At 41.5% G+C, this 21,221-nt stretch carries 20 protein-coding genes; 4 read left to right on the plus strand and 16 right to left on the minus strand.

The window, feature by feature from the left end:
- Positions 1-24: 24 nt before the first annotated feature.
- The 15 genes from M5X66_RS01245 to M5X66_RS01315 form a co-directional block, all read right to left on the minus strand.
- Entirely contained in the window at positions 25-696 is a 672-nt protein-coding gene (locus M5X66_RS01245) for a fimbrial biogenesis chaperone (RefSeq protein ID WP_036948517.1), read from the minus strand.
- Positions 697-755: 59 nt separating this feature from the next.
- Positions 756-1,286, minus strand: a complete 531-nt coding sequence (locus tag M5X66_RS01250; RefSeq protein ID WP_108478714.1) for a fimbrial protein — start codon at positions 1,284-1,286, stop codon at positions 756-758.
- 593 nt (positions 1,287-1,879) lie between these two features.
- Entirely contained in the window at positions 1,880-2,200 is a 321-nt protein-coding gene (locus tag M5X66_RS01255; RefSeq protein WP_108478715.1) for a helix-turn-helix domain-containing protein, read from the minus strand.
- A gap of 31 nt (positions 2,201-2,231) precedes the next feature.
- Positions 2,232-2,504, minus strand: coding sequence for a helix-turn-helix domain-containing protein (locus tag M5X66_RS01260; RefSeq protein ID WP_036948525.1), 273 nt, complete (start codon positions 2,502-2,504; stop codon positions 2,232-2,234).
- Between the two features lie 272 nt (positions 2,505-2,776).
- Positions 2,777-3,271, minus strand: a complete 495-nt coding sequence (locus M5X66_RS01265) for a fimbrial protein (RefSeq protein ID WP_154609490.1) — start codon at positions 3,269-3,271, stop codon at positions 2,777-2,779.
- Between the two features lie 9 nt (positions 3,272-3,280).
- Positions 3,281-3,787: a fimbrial protein gene (locus tag M5X66_RS01270; RefSeq protein ID WP_154609489.1), complete on the minus strand. Its 507-nt coding sequence runs from the start codon at positions 3,785-3,787 to the stop codon at positions 3,281-3,283.
- 9 nt (positions 3,788-3,796) lie between these two features.
- The gene (locus M5X66_RS01275) at positions 3,797-4,801 is read right to left on the minus strand and encodes a fimbrial protein (RefSeq protein WP_230083344.1); all 1,005 of its coding nucleotides are present in this window, start codon (positions 4,799-4,801) and stop codon (positions 3,797-3,799) included.
- Positions 4,792-7,281: a fimbria/pilus outer membrane usher protein gene (locus tag M5X66_RS01280; RefSeq protein WP_154609488.1), complete on the minus strand. Its 2,490-nt coding sequence runs from the start codon at positions 7,279-7,281 to the stop codon at positions 4,792-4,794. The genes M5X66_RS01275 and M5X66_RS01280 overlap by 10 nt, the downstream gene beginning before the upstream one ends.
- A 24-nt stretch (positions 7,282-7,305) precedes the next feature.
- Positions 7,306-7,977 (minus strand): fimbrial biogenesis chaperone, encoded by a 672-nt coding sequence (locus tag M5X66_RS01285; RefSeq protein WP_154609487.1) that lies wholly within the window; start codon positions 7,975-7,977, stop codon positions 7,306-7,308.
- A gap of 75 nt (positions 7,978-8,052) precedes the next feature.
- Positions 8,053-8,583: a fimbrial protein gene (locus M5X66_RS01290; protein WP_154609486.1), complete on the minus strand. Its 531-nt coding sequence runs from the start codon at positions 8,581-8,583 to the stop codon at positions 8,053-8,055.
- A 470-nt stretch (positions 8,584-9,053) separates the two neighbouring features.
- A complete protein-coding gene (locus M5X66_RS01295) occupies positions 9,054-9,317 on the minus strand; it encodes a helix-turn-helix domain-containing protein (protein ID WP_154609485.1) in 264 nt (87 codons plus the stop codon).
- 179 nt (positions 9,318-9,496) lie between these two features.
- The gene (glnG, locus tag M5X66_RS01300) at positions 9,497-10,945 is read right to left on the minus strand and encodes a nitrogen regulation protein NR(I) (RefSeq protein ID WP_270103817.1); all 1,449 of its coding nucleotides are present in this window, start codon (positions 10,943-10,945) and stop codon (positions 9,497-9,499) included.
- Between the two features lie 9 nt (positions 10,946-10,954).
- On the minus strand, positions 10,955-12,004 hold the full coding sequence (glnL, locus tag M5X66_RS01305; RefSeq protein WP_036948543.1) for a nitrogen regulation protein NR(II): 1,050 nt from the start codon (positions 12,002-12,004) through the stop codon (positions 10,955-10,957).
- Between the two features lie 164 nt (positions 12,005-12,168).
- The gene (glnA, locus tag M5X66_RS01310; RefSeq protein WP_036948546.1) at positions 12,169-13,578 is read right to left on the minus strand and encodes a glutamate--ammonia ligase; all 1,410 of its coding nucleotides are present in this window, start codon (positions 13,576-13,578) and stop codon (positions 12,169-12,171) included.
- A 347-nt stretch (positions 13,579-13,925) separates the two neighbouring features.
- Positions 13,926-14,714, minus strand: a complete 789-nt coding sequence (locus tag M5X66_RS01315; RefSeq protein ID WP_270103818.1) for a PadR family transcriptional regulator — start codon at positions 14,712-14,714, stop codon at positions 13,926-13,928.
- A gap of 426 nt (positions 14,715-15,140) precedes the next feature.
- Here M5X66_RS01315 and typA point away from each other — a divergent pair, with 426 nt between their 5' ends.
- The 4 genes from typA (at position 15,141) to fabY (ending at position 19,273) form a co-directional block, all read left to right on the plus strand.
- Positions 15,141-16,964 (plus strand): ribosome-dependent GTPase TypA, encoded by a 1,824-nt coding sequence (typA, locus tag M5X66_RS01320; RefSeq protein WP_036948555.1) that lies wholly within the window; start codon positions 15,141-15,143, stop codon positions 16,962-16,964.
- A gap of 250 nt (positions 16,965-17,214) precedes the next feature.
- Positions 17,215-17,829, plus strand: a complete 615-nt coding sequence (yihX, locus tag M5X66_RS01325; RefSeq protein WP_036948558.1) for a glucose-1-phosphatase — start codon at positions 17,215-17,217, stop codon at positions 17,827-17,829.
- A 55-nt stretch (positions 17,830-17,884) separates the two neighbouring features.
- Positions 17,885-18,322 carry a D-aminoacyl-tRNA deacylase gene (dtd, locus tag M5X66_RS01330; protein WP_036948561.1) on the plus strand — a complete coding sequence of 146 codons (438 nt, stop codon included), beginning with the start codon at positions 17,885-17,887 and terminating at the stop codon, positions 18,320-18,322.
- Between the two features lie 27 nt (positions 18,323-18,349).
- Complete coding sequence (gene fabY, locus M5X66_RS01335) at positions 18,350-19,273, plus strand: fatty acid biosynthesis protein FabY (protein WP_036948563.1); 924 nt, start codon at positions 18,350-18,352, stop codon at positions 19,271-19,273.
- 96 nt (positions 19,274-19,369) lie between these two features.
- Here the strand turns inward: fabY and M5X66_RS01340 are convergent, their stop codons facing one another.
- The gene (locus M5X66_RS01340; RefSeq protein ID WP_270103819.1) at positions 19,370-21,163 is read right to left on the minus strand and encodes an AsmA family protein; all 1,794 of its coding nucleotides are present in this window, start codon (positions 21,161-21,163) and stop codon (positions 19,370-19,372) included.
- Positions 21,164-21,221: the final 58 nt, after the last annotated feature.

The raw sequence follows: 21,221 nt of genomic DNA on the forward strand, positions 1-21,221 counted from the left end.
AGATAAACCTAATTGCCATTAAGGCTATATTTTTATTTCCGCCGGATTATTGGCTGAGCCATAATCGTTGATCACTTCCCATTTAATGGTGCCGTGCAGTTCAGGGCTAATTAGTGAGAAAGACTTGCTGGAAAATGGTGCCACGTAAGAGACATCATTCACTTTTTTTCCATTAAAACTGATACTTTGGAAATTCATATAATAGGGGGTTGGGTTTTTGACGGTGATCGATTGACCGTCTTTTAACCAGGTTAATTTCTTCTGCTCTTCCAAAAAATCGACTTTACTAATGGCACTCGGGCGATAAATTAATTTCATCTGAGTTTTAAACGCGATTTTTAATGAGTTTTCTGTTTTCTTTTCAGTGGCTGGAATAGTTTTAATATTTAGCCAGAATAATGATTCTCTATCATTGGGTAGTGTATTTTGGGTTAAGAAAATACGTAATGTGTTGGTTTTTTCTTGGTTTAAACGAAAAAGTGGTGGCGTAATGGTAAAGTCCGTTTGCTTGCCTTCATTGGCATTTTCAATCCATGATTGAATTAAATAGGGCACTTTATCCGGATTTTCGACGCTAATACTGACATCCTTATTCCCTTCTGGATAAATTACGCGGGTTCCCCCAATAATCACACCGGCATAGGCCGACTGACTGAGCGCAAATAACATGATACAGACAGAGATAATTGTTTTCATATTGCCACCACTGGGTAAAAATAATTAAGGTTTATGTCCGTATAAACCTTAATTAATCATTAGTTATAGTTAATTGTGAAGGTTGCTGTTGAATTTGCTAAACCGACGGTCACTGTGTCAGACATCGCAATATAACGCGCTGTAAAATCTAAGTTGTTCACAACGGTTTCTTGTAATGTGTATGGGCTAGAAGCGGTATACAGTGGGACAGTTAAGCCTTTAACGTCTTGAATTTGGATACCAACACCGGTTGCAACACCAGAGGTATTTGGATTAGTTAATTGAAGTACGCTGTTGTTGCCTTCATAGGAAACACCATCAAATTTTACTGTTGCGGTGGTCACTGCTGCAGGGCAGTTTTCCAATTGGATAGTAAATTTAGTGGCAGCGGCGGTGCTACCTGTGCTTGGCAATGCCGTTCTAGAAACTTTTCCTAAATTTACTTGGATAGCATCTGAGCCCGCTGCAAGTTGACATGCGTTATCCGTAATTTCACCTGTGAAATTAATATCACCATCTTTAGCAAAGCCATTGGCAGAAATTAATAAGGTGCTCGTTGCAATTAAAGATGCAATGACGTGTTTTTTCATTTTTTACTCTCCGAAACTTAATTCGATATTCAATTTAATTGGGGGGAATATATAAATTTGCTTATCTACTCAAAGCACGAGTATTTTGTGACTATTTTTATAAATAAACAAGATAGGGGTATTTTGAATTTTAATAACAATATTTTTAATTTGTTATTACTAATTTTTATATAAACACATTATGCGCTAGCATTTGGTATCATTATTTAAATAAGGTATTTTTATTGAGCTTCATTTATTTAAACTAAAGTAAAATAACAATATAAAACTAAAAATAATTATTTTATGATTTTAAACTATAAACTATCTCGCATATGGAGATTATTTAAACGTAAAATTTGAGGGGAGAATACGGTTTTGTTATTAGTGACAAATATGTATTATCTAAAAATGAAAAATAAAACTTAACATTCTCAATAAGAATATCGAAATTAGTCTTAGGATGAGTATCTATACCGAAATAGCGTAAATGATTATAAATTTTAGTCTGTCATTAATGGGGGTTATTTTTGCTAATATTGGTCAGAGAGAAACTTTAAAAGGATACCTGCCAGTATCAATGATAAAAAAGATACCGGTAGGTGGCTTGAGTATTATTTAAACAGTGAAAAATCTTGTTCTGGTGAAATCAAAGATTCAGCCTGATAGCGACGACTGCGATCAGCCTTACAGACATAATTAAAACCATCTTCTTGTTCAGTGCCGTCACAGATTAATTCTATAATATCGATGTCTAAAATTTCAGCAATTGAATATAAGGTATCAACGTGAATACGCATATCACCCAGTTCATGGCGGGAATGGTGTTGTTGGCTAATGCCCAGTAATTTGCTTAACTGTTGAATGCTCATATTTCGCTCTTTTCTGAATGAGCGAATGCGAGCGCCAACAATTTTGGAGGTGTTCTTTTTCATTATAATGACCAATATTGATTAAGTAAAAATACTATATATTTGGAGATCTTTTAAGACTCTGCTTTATTTTTTCCCTTTCACTTTCATTAAATAAAAAGAAGTCATTAATACTCGTATTGAAATAAATAGCATATTGTTTGAGCCGATCAATCGATATTCGATTATTTCCACGCTCATAACGAAGTTGCTGCTGTTCACTAATTCCAATCGATTGAGCTACAGTGAGTAGAGATAACCCTTTTTCTTTACGTAATTTTCGTATTTTATATCCAATAACAGCGGAGACTGGATAGCTATTTTCCATTAATTCACCTCTTTTTATTATTTGCGATATGTTAAATAAACTAACAGATGGCAAATGAATATTATTACCTCAAAGATATGTTTATCAGGTATTTAACTTGATATCTTGACTTAAATCACATCAATTAAAGTTATCCATTTTATATGGAGGTTAATAATTAAAATTTCAATTAGAGAATGCTATTTTCATCCTATTAATAATGTTTTTCATAATAAGAGCATTATATTAAGATTATCTTTAACGGATAACCATATGAATATCATATTCCTTTATTAAGGATATATAACTGAAAACTCTAAATGGCTTTTAAAATCTCCAGCAGTAAACATAGGCTGTAAACTTACCATTCTTGCAGATAGTGGAATTTCGGCACTTTTAGTGGCGCTATTGATTGTGACATCTACCATATTGCCATTTTTAATGGTCGTTTTATTATTTGTTTGCGCGAGATGCAGTAAGCTACCTGTGGAACTGCCTGTATTCACAAAATAGTTATTGTCGATGGTATCGGGTGTTCCGTTAATGCTGAATTTGGCATTTTTTGTTGTCACAGGGCAATCAACCAATTTAATAGAAAAATCCACCCATGGGCTTTGTGCCGGGTTACGGTAATTCCAGCGATTTATTTTACCTAATTCTATGTTATAACTGGTATTTTCGATTTTGCAGGGCATGGCAATCACATTACCATGCACCTTAATATTGACGGTTTCTGCTATTGCAGGTAGCGCTAATAACCCCAATACACTGAAGAAAAATATTTTCATTATTCGCTCCTATAGATAGGTAATGGTGGCAGTAATATTGGCAGATAAGGTGCCCGCGGTACCATTACCGAGTGAAGAAAATGCCCGTGTACGCAGCGGTACACTCACCAAAGATTGCCCATTGGTGGGAACCGTTAATACCTTGGTATTGCCTAGCGGCGTTGCGCCATCGCCACTTTGCAGTTGAATGGCGATATTGGTGGCGGTGCCGCTATTTTTATACAGGCTGTTGATATCCGCATTGTCAGCAATTCCTGCAAAAGAGAGCTTCACGCTATTAATAAACGAAGAGCAATCTTTTAATTCAATGGTAAACGGTTTCCAATCCGAGGCTTTCGTTCCACTATAAAAAGTATCTAAAGGAATGGTGGTCAGATCCACATCTACATTATTAGCGGTAGATAAATTACAGGTCGCTGCTTTGATATTTCCGGTAAATTTTAAGTAGACCGTATCGGCCGCGTAAGAGATTATCGAAATATTTAAGAATAGTAAGGTAATTAATAAATTTTTCATTTTAAACCTCTATTCATAGCGAATATTGACAGTGGCATTGGCATTTGCCGTACCCGGTGTAACTGTTGCGGCCGTTTTAATATAACGGGCTTTCCAGCCAAAAATATAATCGGTTTGAGTTACACCATTTTGCTGAATAAATTGTTGATTTAATACAATAGGTGTTCCTGCATTGTTTAATAATTGAACTGCAATGCCTGTCGCTTTATCTGCACCGGTTAAACCTAGTCGACCGTTGGCCGCATTATCGATATTATCTGAAGTCACTGTGACCTTAATATTGGTACCAGTAAGACAACTTAATGCAATCGGAATGGCGGTGGTACCTTGTGTGTCATTAATATTTTTAAATTGTGTGTCATACCAGTCGCCCATATTAATGTTGTAGGTATTTTGATTGTTTTTTAATGAGCAATTTACAACATTTATTCTGATTCCATTTGCGGGAATATAAAGAGTTGATACATTGAACCGAGAACTATTAACATAATTAAATTGGTAAATTTCCGCGAGGGCACCACTGTTGATGGTTGTACTTTGTGTTACGTTGCCTTGCTTTATAATATCGACCTGCCAATTAAATGACGGGTCCATGATATATGATGTAGTAGCTATAGGGCTACTTACGGGTACCCAGCCTGCACCCCTAGCGTAGACTTTTAAGTAAATACCGGGAATGTTGGTCGACACTCTATCTACAGAGAAACGCCCAGACCAAGGCGATAAATAATATGCACGCATTTGACCTCGACATTCAACATCATTGGGCAATCTTGCTAGGCTAGTTTTAGTACTAACGTAGCTACTCGTTTTTAATGTATCAATGGTGTATGAATTAGTATTATCAAACTGTATTGTATACGTGGCACTCGGTAATGTTCTATTGACACCACTGAAATTAGGGTTCTTGATGCAGGATGCATTAACCGTGCTAGAATAAAAAACAATAATACTACTGACGAGCATAGCGAATTTTTTTAAATTCTTTTTCATATATCCTCCAGTTACTGGCATACCGCCTCCGTTTTATATAAGCCAATATAATTCGGTAATCCCGCCAAGCTATAATTCACCTGACACTGTTGCTTATCGTTATATTGAATCGTAAATGAGCCACTCTCTGGCATTCCTGACAGATAAATTTCCCCATCATTACCGACCATGGCATTGAGCTGATTATTGCTTGGGAAAATTGCCTGCGCCCCGAATGGCACGGGTTTGCCATCTTTAAAATGTAAGGTCATGATGGCGCGATAGCCCACATTGGCATTAAAGCTGGCTTTGGCAATTGCCCCTCGGCTTGGTGCCACATTCTGGGTGGTTAACTCCATTTCGGTATCATCTGGCAATTTACTGGTATCAATTTGGATGCCATTGCTGCGATATGCAGTGACATACGGCACTAACGCATAGCCTTGCCCGTTAGTTTGAATACCAGTTTGGTTCAGAATAGGGACATTAGCCGCATCGGGAATTTCCACCAATGCAGCCGTTTCACCCAGTTGCTGACCGAGAACTACCCCTCCGGAATGGGCGACCACGCTGCCACTGGCACCGTAATACAGGTTGTAATTGTCGGTGCTGTAACCCGTACCACCAGAAACTTCCCCATATTGCCCTCGGTAGCTGGCGTTTAAGTTACCGGAAGCCCCAGAATCGCGGGTTGGGAAGTTTTGTTGAGCACTCCAGTTCAAGCGATTATCCAGTTGCGTTGCCGAAACCCCCATGCTGCCTGAGGAGCCATTGCTACTACTGTTTGTGCCGTTAAAGTTGTAATAGAAAGTGCTATCAAACAGGCTAAATGGCACACTCACCGTAAAGGCAAACTGGTGATCATCGTCTTTATTGCGTCCATCGTAGTTATTTGGGTTGGTGTTTTTGTTATAGCTATAATTCACGCCATAACTAATGTCGTTCCAGCTATTGTTATAGCCAATAGTTGTAGACTGAGTTTTGCGATCGCTATTCCAGTAATCTTCACTCACAAAACCTACCGATAAGGAACCCCAACCATCCCCTAAGCTTTGGCTAAGGGTAATTTCTCCACGGTTACGGCGGCGCTCATGCAATGCGGTAAATGCTTCTTTTCGATAGCCATCAAACACTTCCGACAAGCTATAAAACCCTTTAGTGGAATAACGATAGCCCGCTAAAGCGATGTTGGTGCCAATATCATTCAGGTTTTTGTTATAGCGAAAACGGTAGGATTGTCCGCTCTCTTTTTCACCATTACTGAGGGTCGAACTGGCGTGGGTGACATCGATAGATAACGCACCAAAGCGTCCTAAGTTTTGCCCTGAACCGATGGAGTAAGCCTGATATTTGTCACTGACTTGGCTTCCGCCAAACAGAGTTACTCCCCATGGTAGACCGTAAGTTAGTGCAAATTGCGCAAAGGTTTTTTTATCTACGCTACTGTCATAACTGCGGTATTGCCCGCCTGTCACGCTATAGGAGAGATAGCCTTCACGTTGTAAAACCGGTAAAGAGGCAAACGGAATAATTTGGTACTGTTCGCTACCGTTGGCTTCTTTAATCGTAACGTGTAAATCCCCACTACCCCCTGTAGGGTAGAGATCGTTAATTTCAAACGGACCCGCTGCCACATCGGTTTGGTAAATGGTGTAACCGTTTTGACGAATGGTGATCTGCGCATTACTGCGCGCAATACCCCGTACCACTGGCGCATACCCACGTAGACTTTCCGGGTTCATATCATCGTCAGTGGAAAGCTGTACCCCACGAAACGGCACACTGTCGAAAATATCGGACGGTGATGAGCTGTCTCCGAGGATCAGCTGACTTTTTATCGCATTGATATTACGGCTTAAATAGGTATATACCGTGTCCCACTTATTACGTTGCCCATCACTACTTTGCCACGTCGTGTAGTTGCGCAGACGCCACGGGCCAATATTCAGTCCTGGGCGCAAGTTCACATAGTTGGAATTGCTGCTGTTATTATCATTTTTACGATCGGTATTGCGCGAGCCGTTATAGCTGTAATTGAGTAATAGGGCAGTGATCCCATCGTCGATCGCTGCGAGATCCACATAACCGCGCGGGTTCATGTTCAATGCAATTTGCGGAATGCTTAAATAAAGGCGCTGAGAACCAAATTCAAACTCACTTTTGGCATCGGGGATAGCAGATAAATTAATGCATTGGTTACCCGTGACTTGCAGCTCAGGGTATTCCCCGACTTTAACCCCAACATCTTTCAGGTCAGAGAGGGTTAAGCAAGGTTCTAGTTCATTATTTTTATTGGTGGAAAAGCTAACACTTTTTGAGCCAATCAAGCTCTTATTAATATAGATATCCACATAATATTGACCCGGTAATTGTTCATTACGCTCAAACTGTTCTAAGTCCACGGATTCTTTATTCGGTAGCTCAAGAAATTCAGGATCAAAATAGGTGTCCGTTTCTGCCGAAGACGTCGCAATATAGCCTAGAGATAAAAATAGGCTAAGGCATATTTTATTTATTTTCATAGATAAACCTAACTATCCTTAAGGCTATATTTTTATTTCTGCTGGAATATTGGCGGAGCCATAATCATTAATTACTTCCCATTTAATAGTTCCATGTAATTCAGGATTGCTAATATTAAAACTTTTCTCTGAAAATGGTGCGACATAAGAAATGTTTTCTGCGCTCTTTCCATTAAATTTAATACTCTGGAAGTTCATATAATAAGGTGTTGGGTTATTAACAGTAATGGCTTTACTGTTTTTCGACCACTTAAGTTTTTTTTGCTCTTCATTAAAATCGACATTCGTTAATGAATCAGGGCGATAAATTAATTTCATCTGAGTTTTGAATGCGATCTTTAGTGAGTTTTCTGATTTTTTCTCTGTTGCAGGAATTGTTTTTACATTTAACCAGAATAAAGATTCTCTATCTTTTGGTAGAGAGTCTTGGGTTAGAAATATCCGTAAAGCATTTGTCTTTTCTTGATTTAAACGAAAAAGTGGTGGCGTAATAGTAAAGTCCGTTTGCTTGCCTTCATTGGCGTTTTCAATCCATGATTGAATTAAATAAGGCATTTTATCTGGATTTTCCACGCTAATGCTCACGTCTTTTTTCCCTTCAGGATAAATGACGCGGGTACCACCAATAATGACACCGGCATTGGCTGTACTGATAAGTGTGAAAAGAAAGATAAAAATAGTAATTATTGATTTCATATAGCCACCACTGAGTTATAACAAAACAAAAAATAAATCACTAAGGCTTATATCCCTATAAACCTTAAATTGAAATTAGTTATAATTAATTGTGAATGTTGCCGTTGAGTTTGCTAAACCTGCACTAACAGCATCAGACATCGCAATATAACGCGCGGTAAAATCTAAATTATTTACAACCGTTTCTTTTAGGGCATATTCACTGGATGCTGTATATAAAGGTACGGTGATCCCTTTAACGTCTTGGATCTGAATACCAACATCTTTAGCAATTCCAGATGTTCCTGCATTGGTTAACTGCAGAACGCTGTTATCACCTTCATAAGAAACGCCATCAAATTTTACCGTTGCAGTTGTTACTGCGGCAGGGCAGTTTTCTAATTGAATGGTAAACTTAGTGGCAGCGGCAGTACTACCAGTACCCGCCAGCGATGTTTTAGAGACTTTACCTAAGTTCACTTGAATAGCATCAGAACCGGATGCTAACTGACATGCGTTATCGGTAATTTCGCCCGTGAAATTAATATCACCATCTTTGGCAAAGCCATTAGCAGAAATTAATAAAGTTCCTGTTGCAATTAACGATGCAATAATCTGTTTTTTCATTTTAACTCTCCGAACTGAGTTCGATATAAAATATAATTTCGTGAATGTTTTTCGCTTGTGAATTAAAGCTTAAGTATTTTGTGTTTGTTTTTATAAATAAACAAGTTTGTGTTTTTTTAGATTTTAAATTTCATCTTAAGTTACGGTTATTTATTTTTGTTTTAAATTCACTATACGGGTGGGGTTTTTATTTAGGTTAATTTGGAAAATTGAAATATTAATAATTTCAATTTCAATGTGAATTGAAAATAAAAATTAAATGTCAGGATTTATTTTAGAGTGCGAGATTGTACAAAAACACGCTTTATGGGTTGGGAGAGTGAGATTTTATCGTAAATGTAAAATATTGATGGCAGGTTTTGACATAAAACAATATTCTTATTTATATATTGATTTATTTTTTATGAAGTTAAATCATCCTATTTCAATCATGAAATAAGATTGGTCTATTTGCGTATATCTTATAGTGATTACTTTTTATTAAGATAATGTACGATAAATTTCTTCTCCGCTTCACTAAATATAAAAAAGCTTAATAAACTAATCTCAAAATAATCGGCGTATTGTTTTAGTTTATCGACGGGAATTCGTGCCTTTCCTTTTTCATATTTCAGCTGTTGAAATTCGCAAACACCAATTTCATCAGCTAGTTCTTTTAATGACAAATGATGATATTCACGGATTAGTGTTATTTTATGTCCAATAATTTCGGATATTGTATGGTTTTCGCTCATAGGAAACCCTCAATGACGGTATATTGACAGATGATGGTTATCGAGCATCGATATTCAATTAGTGCGGCTTTTTGATGATATTTTATTGATAATCAATATTAACCAATGAAAAGTTAACACGTTTTTTCGCGTGTTAACCTAATTAAATCATAGCTGCTAGATGGTGAGCTTTCTAGAAATTAATCTTCGATACCGAGCTCTTTTAATTTTCGCGTTAGGGTATTTCGACCCCAGCCTAATAAGCGAGCTGCTTCTTGCTTATGTCCGTGGGTATATTTGAGGGCGCAATTGAGCATGGTTTTCTCTAATAACGGCATGGCGTCATTAAATAAATTTTGCTGGCCGGCGTTCAGTGCGGAATCAGTCCATTTTTCTAATAGATCAAACCATGTGAGGTTAGGATCTTGAGAATGGATGGCGGATGAAGCAGGTTCTTTCGCTGACTTGTTGGATTCTTGCTTATTAAATAGATCGCTTGGTAAATCTTGCGGAAGCACTTCTTGGCTAGCTGCCATCACGGTTAACCAACGACAGACGTTCTCCAATTGGCGCACATTTCCCGACCAAGAATAGCGTTGAAGAATTTTAATGCTGTCAGGGTGCAGAACTTTGCTTTCTACCCCTAACTCCTTGGCGGTATTTTGCAAAAAGTAATGGGCCAGACGAGGAATATCTTCAACGCGTTCCCGTAATGGCGGAAGCTGTACGCGGATCACGTTCAGTCGATGGAACAAGTCTTCGCGGAATAATCCTTCTTCCACGCGCTTTTCTAAGTTTTGGTGCGTTGCGGCGATAATTCGCACATCGACCTTAACAGGGGTATAGCCACCAATTCGATAAAATTGCCCTTCAGCCAGTACCCGCAATAAGCGCGTTTGCACATCCAGAGGCATGTCACCGATTTCATCGAGGAATAGTGAACCTCGATTGGCTTGTTCAAAGCGCCCTTGGCGAACTTGGGATGCGCCTGTAAAAGCCCCTTTTTCATGCCCAAAGAGTTCGGATTCAATTAAATCTTTTGGAATAGCCGCCATATTTAAGGCGATAAAAGGTTCGTTGGCGCGTGGGCTGTGTTGATGCAATGCGTGGGCAACGAGCTCTTTACCTGTACCTGATTCCCCGTTGATAAGCACACTAATTGAGGAGCGGGAAAGGCGCCCAATGATCCGATACACCTCCTGCATAGCAGGGGCTTCGCCGATCATCGTTGACGAAATCACCGCGGCTTGCGGTTTATCGCTAGCAGCATTGTTTTGTTCACGGCTGTGGTTTAGTGCGCGCTCTACTAAGGCGACGGTTTCATCGATATCAAAAGGCTTAGGGAGATAGTCAAAAGCGCCAGATTGATAAGCGTTAACGGCGGCATCTAAATCGGAATGCGCGGTCATGATAATAATCGGCAGTAATGGATGGGACTGTTTTAGCTGGCTGAGTAAGGCAAGCCCATCCATGCCCGGCATACGAATATCGGAGAGCAATACGTCAGGGACGTCATTGTTGAGGGCGGCAAGCACCGCATCGGCGCTGTCAAAACAGGTGCAATTAAGTTCGGCACTGTTGAGCGCTCGCTCTAGTACCCAGCGGATTGAACTGTCATCGTCAACAACCCAGATTTTTCCCTTCTGCATGGCTATCTCCTATTTTTTGATGGGTAGATAAATAGAAAACTCGGTGTGACCCGGCCAACTGTTAAACTCAATTTTCCCCGCATGTTGATCCACTAGACTGCGCGCGATAGATAAGCCTAAGCCAGTGCCATCAGGGCGACCGCTGACCATCGGGTAAAACAGCGTATCTTGGATAGCGAGTGGAATACCGGGACCGTTATCTTCAATATCAATCCGCGCAGCCAGCTTATAGCGCTCCCCTTGCAGCATCACTTGGAATGCGGTGCGCGTGCGCAAAGTGATGGTGCCACCCGTATCGCCAAGTGCTTGCAAGGCGTTACGCGTGATATTGAGCAGCACTTGCTCTACTTGGTCTGGGTAGTATTCCAGATCGGGAAGGCTTGGGTCGTAATCGCGAACCAGCGTGATATTGTCTGGTTTTTCTAACCCGACTAAGCGCATCACATTTTCCACACTATGATGGATACTTTGCTCGGTTTTCGGTCCCGGATATTGAGGTCCTAATAACCTATCGACTAAGGCACGTAGGCGATCGGCTTGCTCAATAATCACTTGGGTATATTCATTTAGCTGCGGGTCGGGCAGCGCCTTAGACAATAATTGCGCCGCACCACGTAATCCACCCAATGGGTTTTTGATTTCATGGGCAAGCCCACGGATCAATTCACGGGCAGCAAGCTGCTGGGCATTTTGCGCTAACTCTTGGCTAAGGCGTCGCTGGCTATCCAATTGGGACAGCTCGACAAGAATAAATTGGTCGGATAAAGGCTGAGCACTTAAAGACATCATGTGAGAGTGGTTATTAAGCACCAGAGTCACTTCGTTTTCGGTAAAACTGTGGCCGGTTTTGAGGCTATTGAGCATCTGTTCATCATTTAATGAACAATAGTTGAATAGTAACGGGAGCGGGGTGCCATAGAGCTTACGGGGGCTTTGTGCCAAAATTTGTAAGGCGGCATGGTTGGCATAATGAATGACTAAATCGTAATCCAGCACTAATACGCTGTTAATTAAGGAATCGAGGAGATGTTCGGGGACAGGTAAATGCTCGGCTTTCATGTAATATTGCTCCTGCACTATTTTGGTGCATTATACGTTATTTACTGATTAACCGATACGTCGAAGCCAATATTTGCTGTTTATCACTCGGTGCAGAGAAAAGGCCCCATCCAAAGATGGGGCAAGTGCTTCACGGCAACAAAGACTATCAGTGGAACGGCGTGTTACGCACTGTAGTACATTTCAAATTCGAGTGGGTGTGGTGCCATACGAACGCGTTGGATATCAGCACGCAGTAATTCGATGTAAGCGTCGATAGCATCGTCAGTAAATACACCACCACGAGTTAAGAACTCACGGTTTTTATCCAGTTCAGCCAGTGCTTCTTCTAAAGAACCCGCCACTGTTGGGATCTCTTTGGCTTCTTCTGGCGGTAAGTCATACAGGTTTTTGTCCATCGCATCGCCTGGGTGGATCTTGTTGATGATGCCATCAAGACCTGCCATTAACTGAGCAGCAAACGCTAAGTATGGGTTAGCCGCTGGGTCTGGGAAGCGAACTTCGATACGACGTGCTTTCGTGCTTGCAACCACTGGGATACGGATAGAAGCAGAGCGGTTACGTGCAGAGTAAGCCAGCATTACTGGTGCTTCAAAACCTGGGACTAAACGTTTGTAGGAGTTAGTCGTTGGGTTAGTGAATGCGTTCAGTGCGCGAGCGTGTTTGATGATACCGCCGATGTAGTACAGCGCCATCTCAGATAATCCGCCGTATTTATCGCCTGCAAATAGGTTCACACCACCTTTAGATAAAGACATGTGGCAGTGCATACCGGAACCGTTATCACCAACTAATGGTTTTGGCATAAAGGTCGCAGTTTTGCCGTATGCGTGTGCAACGTTATGGACAACGTATTTGTAAATTTGAGTCTCATCCGCTTTTTTGGTCATGGTATTAAAGCGAGTTGCGATTTCGTTTTGACCTGCAGTTGCCACTTCATGGTGGTGAGCTTCAACCACTAAGCCCATCTCTTCCATCGTGGTACACATAGCCGAACGTAAATCTTGTGATGAGTCTACTGGTGGTACTGGGAAGTAACCGCCTTTCACTGCTGGACGGTGACCTTTGTTACCGCCTTCGTATTTAGTGCCAGTGTTCCATGCGGCTTCGATATCATCGATGTGATAGTAGCTGCTGTGCATGCTGTTGCCGAAGCGAATGTCATCGAACACGAAAAATTCTGGTTCAGGTCCAAATAACACCATATCCGCAATGCCGCTAGAACGCAGGTAATCTTCAGCACGTTTAGAGATAGAGCGGGGGTCGCGATCATAACCTTGCATAGTGCCTGGCTCTAAAATGTCGCAACGAATGATTAAGGTATTATCGGCGTAGAATGGGTCTAACATTGCGGTAGATGCATCAGGCATTAATACCATGTCAGACTCGTTGATGCCTTTCCAGCCACCGATGGATGAGCCATCAAACATTTGACCTTCTTCAAAGAAGTCTTCGTCAACTTGATGAGCAGGGATAGTGATGTGTTGCTCTTTACCTTTTGTATCAGTAAAACGCAGATCAATAAATCTAACATTGTGCTCTTCGATTAACGATAAAACATGTTTAGCGGACATTCTCGGCTCTCCTGGTCGGGTCTAATCAACTCACGCAGCAATTAAGGTGCGCATGGGTTGGTTTATCTGGCTTCGCAAGATTAATGATTATTTCATTAACAATATTGCAAGCTCTCTAGGGTTATATAAGCGAAAAGCGTGCCAACTTTTAAAATCATCGTAAATGGGGATGATGACAAGAAGATGGCAATGATTAGGCTAAAAAACAGTCTATCATTGCGCTGTATTGGTGCAAGGAAAAGATTTGCTGCACCAATATGGTGCAATTAATGAAAAGCGGAAACAAAAACGGTGTAGTGCCATTGATTGGCGCGACACCGTTGGTATTTTTAGAGATATAAAAAGGTTTATTCGTCATTACTGTCAGTTAATAACGTGTTTACTTCTTCAATTTGTTTGACGGCATCATTGATGATCGCTGCAATTTGATGAGTTTGTTCTTCATTTAATTGCTTGAGCACCATTTTGTGGCGGAGCAGGGCTTTAAAACGGCTCACTGCCATTTCGATATCTTCTGATAAGTTGGTGCCTTGCTGTAGTTCACGGGCTTTGGCTAATTTACGGCTGATAACGGCTTCAGTTTCTTTATTCTGCGCGAGGTGTTCAGCCCCTTCTGGAGTAATAGAGAAACTTTTGCGATTACGCTCGACAATTTGGGATTCCAAAAAGCCTTGTTCTTCTAATAGGGTTAAGGTTGGGTAGATGACCCCAGGGCTTGGTACATATAAGCCATTAGATGCTTCTTGGATGTCTTTGATGATTTCATAACCATAGCTTGGTTTTTTTGCTACTAAAGAGAGCACCATAATGTGCAGATCTCCATGGTCAAATAGGCGACGTAAGCCTTTGCCGCGTCCGCGACCATGACGACCCTCGCCGTGGCAGCCTTCATCACGTCCACGACCGTGACGACCCTCGCCGTGGCAGCCTTCATCACGTCCACGACCGTGACGACCCTCGCCGTGGCAGCCTTCACCGCGTCCGCGACCGTGACGACCCTCGCCGTGACAACATTCCCCGTGGTCATGACCATGGCGATGTTCTTGGTGCTCGCTATTGTGGCAGCAGCCACCGTGTCCTCGTTGATGTTCGTCATGATGTGAGGCATAAACATGACGGCATTGATGTATTCTCATAGGAACCTCTGTTATTATTTCGATATATCTAAATTGCGTTGATGAGTTCACTTTATTCCGATATATCTAAATTGTCAAATTAGATATATCTAAACAATAAAAAATACATTGAAATGAGTGATAGACGAAGAAAGTTTATTTTTTATTCTTTTTTTCGGCTGCTAATATTTCCTTTTTAGCGTATTATCCTGCCACTTTGTGATTTCCTAGTGCTGATAATTGCTATTTTTTTGAGCATCTTTGCACGACGACGCAACTGAATGTTTTTTAGCTAAAAACTTTTTTAATAGTGATGGCTTTCACATTTATTCCACTTGTGTGGAAAAACGTGTAAAATAACAGCAAATTAACGTAGAAAGTATGCTTTGGGCATTACAACAACTCATAAAGCATATTCCTTTCCTGTCAATTAAACGGTAAAAATCCTTGTCAATTCAAAACTTAAGAAACATCGCCATCATCGCTCACGTTGACCATGGCAAGACAACACTGGTTGGTAAATTACTGCAACAGTCCGGCACTTTCGGTGAACGTGAAACTGTTGATGAGCGTGTTATGGACTCCAATGACTTGGAGAAAGAGCGTGGTATTACAATCCTTGCTAAAAACACCGCTATCCAATGGAATGGTTATCACATCAATATCGTAGACACCCCAGGTCACGCCGACTTTGGTGGTGAAGTTGAACGTGTTATGTCCATGGTTGACTGCGTTCTGCTGGTTGTTGATGCGATGGACGGCCCAATGCCACAAACTCGCTTCGTAACGCAAAAAGCGTTCGACCACGGTTTACGTCCAATTGTTGTTATCAACAAAGTTGACCGCCCAGGCGCGCGTCCTGATTGGGTTGTTGACCAAGTATTCGACTTATTCGTGAACTTAGGTGCTACGGATGAGCAATTAGATTTCCCTATCGTTTATGCATCCGCATTAAACGGTATCGCTGGTCTTGACCATACTGACATGGCTGAAGACATGACTCCACTGTACGAAGCTATCGTGGAACACGTTGAGCCACCAGCAGTTGATCTGGAAGGTCCATTCCAGATGCAAGTTTCTCAGTTAGATTACAACAGCTACTTAGGCGTTATCGGTATCGGTCGCATCAAGCGTGGTACTGTTAAACCTAACCAACAAGTGACTGTTATCGATAGCGAAGGTAAGACTCGCAACGGTAAAATCGGTAAAGTTCTGACTCATTTAGGTTTAGAGCGTATTGATTCACAACAAGCTGAAGCTGGCGACATTGTTGCACTGACTGGTTTAGGTGAGCTGAATATTTCTGACACTATCTGCCAAGTGGGTAACGTTGAAGCATTGCCTGCACTGGCGGTTGATGAGCCTACAGTTAGCATGTTCTACTGTGTTAACACCTCACCATTCTGTGGTAAAGAAGGTAAGTTCGTTACTTCACGTCAAATCCTTGATCGTCTGAATAAAGAACTGGTTCACAACGTTGCACTGCGTGTTGAAGAAACTCAAGATCCAGATGCATTCCGCGTTTCTGGTCGTGGTGAGCTGCACTTATCTGTTCTGATCGAAAACATGCGTCGTGAAGGCTTCGAATTAGCCGTTTCTCGTCCAAAAGTTATCGTTCGTGAAATCGATGGTCGTAAACAAGAGCCATTCGAACAAGTGACTTTGGATGTTGAAGAACAAAACCAAGGCGACGTGATGAAAGCGTTAGGTGAGCGTAAAGGTGACCTGCGTGACATGATGCCAGATGGTAAAGGTCGTGTACGTTTAGACTATATCATTCCTAGCCGTGGCCTGATTGGCTTCCGTACTGAGTTCATGACTATGACTTCAGGTACTGGTTTACTGTACTCTACATTCAGCCATTACGATGATGTTCGCCCAGGCGAAATCGGTGGCCGTCAAAACGGTGTTCTGATCTCTAACGGTCAAGGTAAAGCAGTTGCATACGCACTGTACAGCCTGCAAGATCGCGGTAAGTTATTCTTAGGTCACGGTGCTGAGGTGTATGAAGGCCAAATCATCGGTATTCACTCACGTTCTAACGACCTGACTGTTAACTGCTTAACCGGTAAAAAACTGACTAACATGCGTGCATCAGGTACTGATGAAGCGACAACGCTGTCACCACCTATCAAAATGACTCTGGAACAAGCTCTTGAGTTTATCGATGATGATGAATTAGTTGAAGTAACTCCACTGTCAATTCGTCTGCGTAAGCGTCACTTGACAGAGAACGATCGCCGTCGTGCTGGCCGTTCTAAAGAAGATTAATCGTTAGTCTTTGAATTAAAATTGAAGGTGCCAAATATGGCACCTTTTTTTATGCACAAAAATCGAACGATAAATGAATTTAGTTATATCGGAGGAGAAAATTTGTTTATCCAGACACAAACGTCATTCCTCTAGCCAATTTGCTTAATCGATAAATTGAAAAAATAACCTTAATAATCCTCAATTAGGACTGTTCAGTTGCCTCAATAATGATTAAAGTAAATTTAATGAATAACTAAGAGGACAATTTATGCTGTATATCTTCGATATGGGTAATGTGATTATTGATATCGACTTCAATCGTGTATTTGATAAGTGGTCTGAACTAAGTGGTACCCCAAGTTCAGAAATCAAAAAGCGATTCACTTTTGGCAATATCTTCCAACTCCACGAGTGTGGCAAAATTTCAGATATCGAATTTGCTGAACTGCTCTGTGAAGAATTGGGTATCACCCTAAGCTTTGAAGATTTTGCAGAAGGCTGGCACTCAATTTTCATCTCACTAAGACCAGAAGTCATTGATATTATGGAACGTCTGCGTGAGCAAGGTCATCGCGTTGTCGTGTTATCTAACACTAATCGCCTGCATCTTGATTATTGGCCAGAACACTACCCTGAAATTGCAGCGTCCTCTGACTTCCTGTATCTATCCCAAGATTTAGGAATGCGTAAGCCAGACCCAGAAATTTTCAAATATGTTCTGGAATCTGAAGAATTTGAAGCAGCTGATGCGGTATTCTTTGATGATGTAGAAGAAAACGTAAAAGCGGCTGAAGCACTTGGTATCAAAGGTGTTCATGTCTTGAATAAAGACACCGTTCCTGAATATTTTCGTACTTACGACTTTAGCGCCGAAGTCGAATAATCCAGTTCTTAATAAGGAGTAACGGCGACGTTACTCCTTTTTTTATCGAGTACCCATGATTGCATTAATCCAAAGAGTCACTCACGCGAGTGTGGTTGTTGATGAAAAAACAGTAGGGCAAATTGGTCCTGGTCTTTTAGTTTTGCTCGGTGTTGAAAAAGACGATGATGAGCAGAAAGCAAAACGCCTTTGTGAGAAAGTCCTTGGCTATCGTATTTTTAGCGATGACCAAGGCAAAATGAACCTTAACGTTCAACAAGCTGGTGGAAGTTTATTAGTGGTTTCACAGTTCACGTTAGCCGCAGATACCAAGAAAGGGATGCGCCCAAGTTTCTCCGGCGGAGCGGAGCCAGCGAAAGCGGATCAGCTGTATCAATATTTTGTTGAGCAAAGCCGTGCACAAGGCATCGTGACAGAAACTGGTGAATTTGCAGCGGACATGCAAGTTAGCTTGACCAATGATGGTCCCGTGACTTTTTGGCTGCAAGTGTAGAAAAATCGCTTAAGGGAGGGGGGAGAGATGTATCACCTACGGACACCAAAAGATGAACTTGAATTCGCTGCATACTACCAATTTCGCTGGTCAATGCTGCGAGAACCGTTCAAACAACCCCTTGGCTCTGAAAAAGACGGTTATGATTTAACCGCTCACCATCAAATGGTGGTTGATGAAAAAAATCGTATTTTGGCCATTGGGCGTCTATATATTAATGCCGATAATGAAGGAGCTATTCGCTTTCTCGCAGTTAATCCTGTCATGCAAGGCAAGGGGTTAGGCAAACTGATTATTATGGCGCTTGAAACCATTGCAAGGCGAGAAGGTGTTAAACGTATCGTGTCCAGTGTTCGAGAAGAAGCCGTACCATTCTTCGCCAAAATGGGTTTTGAACGTCGTGGCGAGGTCACTGGAGAGTTGAAAACCCCTGTTCGACACTATTTGATGATCAAACCAATTGAAACCCTTGACCAAATTCTCCATCGTCCGGATTGGTGCGGTGAGCTTCAGCAAGCTTGGCACAAGCATATTCCATTAAGTGAAAAAATGGGTGTACGTATTGAACAGTACACAGGAAAGCGCTTTGTGACGACAATGCCAGAAGCTGGCAACCAAAATCCTCATAATACTATTTTTGCTGGAAGCCAGTTTTCTCTCGCCACGTTAACTGGCTGGGGAATGATTTGGCTACTGCTGCAAGAGCATCAATTAGGCGGAGAAATCGTTCTGGTAGATGCCAATATTCGCTACGCAAAACCCGTTAGTGGACGCCCAACCGCAGTGGCCGATCTCTCACATCTTAGTGGGGATTTAGATCGCCTCGCCCGAGGAAGTAAAGCGCGGGTAAAACTAGAAGTGCATGTGAGCAATGCAGAAAACCAAGTGGGTGCGGTATTTAGCGGCATATACATGGTGCTGCCAGAAACGAAAAAAGAGAAAAGCGAATAATGTTTTTAGGTGGCTGACTGTTTTTGGTGAAGAATCGAAAAAGCAGGCAATCCGAAGGGATGAGCCTGCTTTTTTATTGCTTACTAACTCACTGCTTTATTGAGTAACCATATCAGGAACATGCCTATCAACAGGGTAGGTATTTTCTGCTGGTACAGTGTGTGATTCTAGCTTGGGTTGGGATTCTGCTGATGGCTCTACGGGGGCGACGCCAGACGCCACATGGCCATCAACCACAGTACGCAGTTGAGCGCTTCCTTGAAGTGGCTTAGCGGTTAATTTTCCGTTGAGGCTTGATACTAGAGGTGATGCGAGTAAATCCCCTTGTAATGAAGCCTCGAAATCTCCCCACATTTGTGGTGAAAAGCCTGACCAACCCCATTGGTTTAAATCACTTAAATCAATGTTGGTCCCTGATGCACGTAATTCAAAAGGTACTTTATTTGGCTCTTGCTGTGCCAGTAAACCAATTTTTGCGATACCACGGTCAACGCTGCCACTGAGGCTTGCGGCGGCACGCCCATTACTTCCTGCAATTTCTAAAAGTGGACGACGGATCATCACCTGGTTGATGGTACCTGTATCGGCATTGAAAGTAGCTTGCCCCTTCCAGATTCCCCACTGTTTCTGTTTGATCAGGTCAACATAGCGAATGTTGCCGCTTAACGCGGTAAATTCGAAAGGAAATTCAGGTTGAATATTCATCAGCAAAGATTGCGTGACGGTAAAATTATCAATGGCGAATGTGGATAACCACGCTGGTGTGGGTTGAGCAAAGAACGACAGCCAATTATCTGGCAAGGTATACAGAACCCCAGCGAGCGTACCGTCAGTGATGGTCAGTGATTTATCATTACGTTGCCAAACCGCACTGAGGTTAAAAATACCTTTATTGTAGTAGCCGGAGAGCTTATCAACATTGAAGTTATCACCGTCAATGTTCAGCTCACCGATGAGCGTATCAATTTGCTGGTCTTGGATAACCAATTGATCGACATTGAAATTAATATGGCTTTTTGGGCTGCTCCAACTCCCTCTCACCAAGGCAATTTGATCGACTTCGCTGCTCAGACCCGACAGTGCCCAATCGCGCCCTTGAATATCTACATTGGTTAGTTGTAATTGGTTGATTTGCAATGTTCGGTCACTGTTTATTGCATCAAACAGCGCATCAAAGGTTAAGTCATTCTGCCAGCCCACTTTATTCATCGACAGGTTATCAATGGTGATAGAACCGTCAGCAAACCATTTTCCTTTACCCGTGATCGCCCCATTATTGAGGTAGCCGCTGATTTGGCTAAAATCTGTTACCTTTTCTTGTAATTTCCCCGTGACCGCGACATTTCTAAAAGGGAGAGAATTCAAGGTTAATTGATTGGTAGTAAAGCGAAAATCACCATAACCAAATGGATTTTCAGTTGTTGGTTTCCATGGGGTTATACCCCCTGTAAATCCTGCGACTTGAACGGTGTTTTTGTCTTGAGTTAATTGAATCTGGCTATTTTCAAATTGTAGGACTTTTGCAGAAAGCGGTAGCGGCGATGTGTTCTCGGTAAAGTTTGCAGATAAGTCTCCTTGAGTGATGGTTAAGCGTTGAATAGCTTCACCACTGAAAATATGCCGCCAATTGACATCCACCACAATTTGCCGAGCATCTAATTCTAGCTGCTTGTTGCTTGATTCAATCTTAATGTCTTGGAAAATAAATTTACCCGGATCGGAGAATTGATGTCCCATAATGCCGACGTTAATGTCATAAGGCGTAAATTTGCTCAGAAGTTGGCTGGCGTAACCTGCTCCCCATCGAGTTTGTAAGGCAATATAGCAGGCTAGAAATACAATCAAAAGAAGCAGAAAAATATAGCCGAAAAACCTCAGTAACCCTTTCACGTTTGTCTGCTCCCTTATTAATCAGATAAAAATATAAATTGCCGATATGTTTAATATA

Origin of the sequence: Providencia sp. PROV188 (genome assembly GCF_027595165.1) — a bacterium.
In the GTDB taxonomy this organism is placed as follows: domain Bacteria; phylum Pseudomonadota; class Gammaproteobacteria; order Enterobacterales; family Enterobacteriaceae; genus Providencia; species Providencia lanzhouensis.

Excerpts from the sequence above, each read along its gene's own strand:
- M5X66_RS01245 (WP_036948517.1), bottom strand. The coding sequence starts at position 696 with ATGAAAACAATTATCTCTGTCTGTATCATGTTATTTGCGCTCAGTCAG.
- M5X66_RS01250 (WP_108478714.1), bottom strand. The coding sequence starts at position 1,286 with ATGAAAAAACACGTCATTGCATCTTTAATTGCAACGAGCACCTTATTA.
- M5X66_RS01255 (WP_108478715.1), bottom strand. The coding sequence starts at position 2,200 with ATGAAAAAGAACACCTCCAAAATTGTTGGCGCTCGCATTCGCTCATTC.
- M5X66_RS01260 (WP_036948525.1), bottom strand. The coding sequence starts at position 2,504 with ATGGAAAATAGCTATCCAGTCTCCGCTGTTATTGGATATAAAATACGA.
- M5X66_RS01265 (WP_154609490.1), bottom strand. The coding sequence starts at position 3,271 with ATGAAAATATTTTTCTTCAGTGTATTGGGGTTATTAGCGCTACCTGCA.
- M5X66_RS01270 (WP_154609489.1), bottom strand. The coding sequence starts at position 3,787 with ATGAAAAATTTATTAATTACCTTACTATTCTTAAATATTTCGATAATC.
- M5X66_RS01275 (WP_230083344.1), bottom strand. The coding sequence starts at position 4,801 with ATGCCAGTAACTGGAGGATATATGAAAAAGAATTTAAAAAAATTCGCT.
- M5X66_RS01280 (WP_154609488.1), bottom strand. The coding sequence starts at position 7,281 with ATGAAAATAAATAAAATATGCCTTAGCCTATTTTTATCTCTAGGCTAT.
- M5X66_RS01285 (WP_154609487.1), bottom strand. The coding sequence starts at position 7,977 with ATGAAATCAATAATTACTATTTTTATCTTTCTTTTCACACTTATCAGT.
- M5X66_RS01290 (WP_154609486.1), bottom strand. The coding sequence starts at position 8,583 with ATGAAAAAACAGATTATTGCATCGTTAATTGCAACAGGAACTTTATTA.
- M5X66_RS01295 (WP_154609485.1), bottom strand. The coding sequence starts at position 9,317 with ATGAGCGAAAACCATACAATATCCGAAATTATTGGACATAAAATAACA.
- glnG (WP_270103817.1), bottom strand. The coding sequence starts at position 10,945 with ATGCAGAAGGGAAAAATCTGGGTTGTTGACGATGACAGTTCAATCCGC.
- glnL (WP_036948543.1), bottom strand. The coding sequence starts at position 12,004 with ATGAAAGCCGAGCATTTACCTGTCCCCGAACATCTCCTCGATTCCTTA.
- glnA (WP_036948546.1), bottom strand. The coding sequence starts at position 13,578 with ATGTCCGCTAAACATGTTTTATCGTTAATCGAAGAGCACAATGTTAGA.
- M5X66_RS01315 (WP_270103818.1), bottom strand. The coding sequence starts at position 14,714 with ATGAGAATACATCAATGCCGTCATGTTTATGCCTCACATCATGACGAA.
- yihX (WP_036948558.1), top strand. The coding sequence starts at position 17,215 with ATGCTGTATATCTTCGATATGGGTAATGTGATTATTGATATCGACTTC.
- dtd (WP_036948561.1), top strand. The coding sequence starts at position 17,885 with ATGATTGCATTAATCCAAAGAGTCACTCACGCGAGTGTGGTTGTTGAT.
- fabY (WP_036948563.1), top strand. The coding sequence starts at position 18,350 with ATGTATCACCTACGGACACCAAAAGATGAACTTGAATTCGCTGCATAC.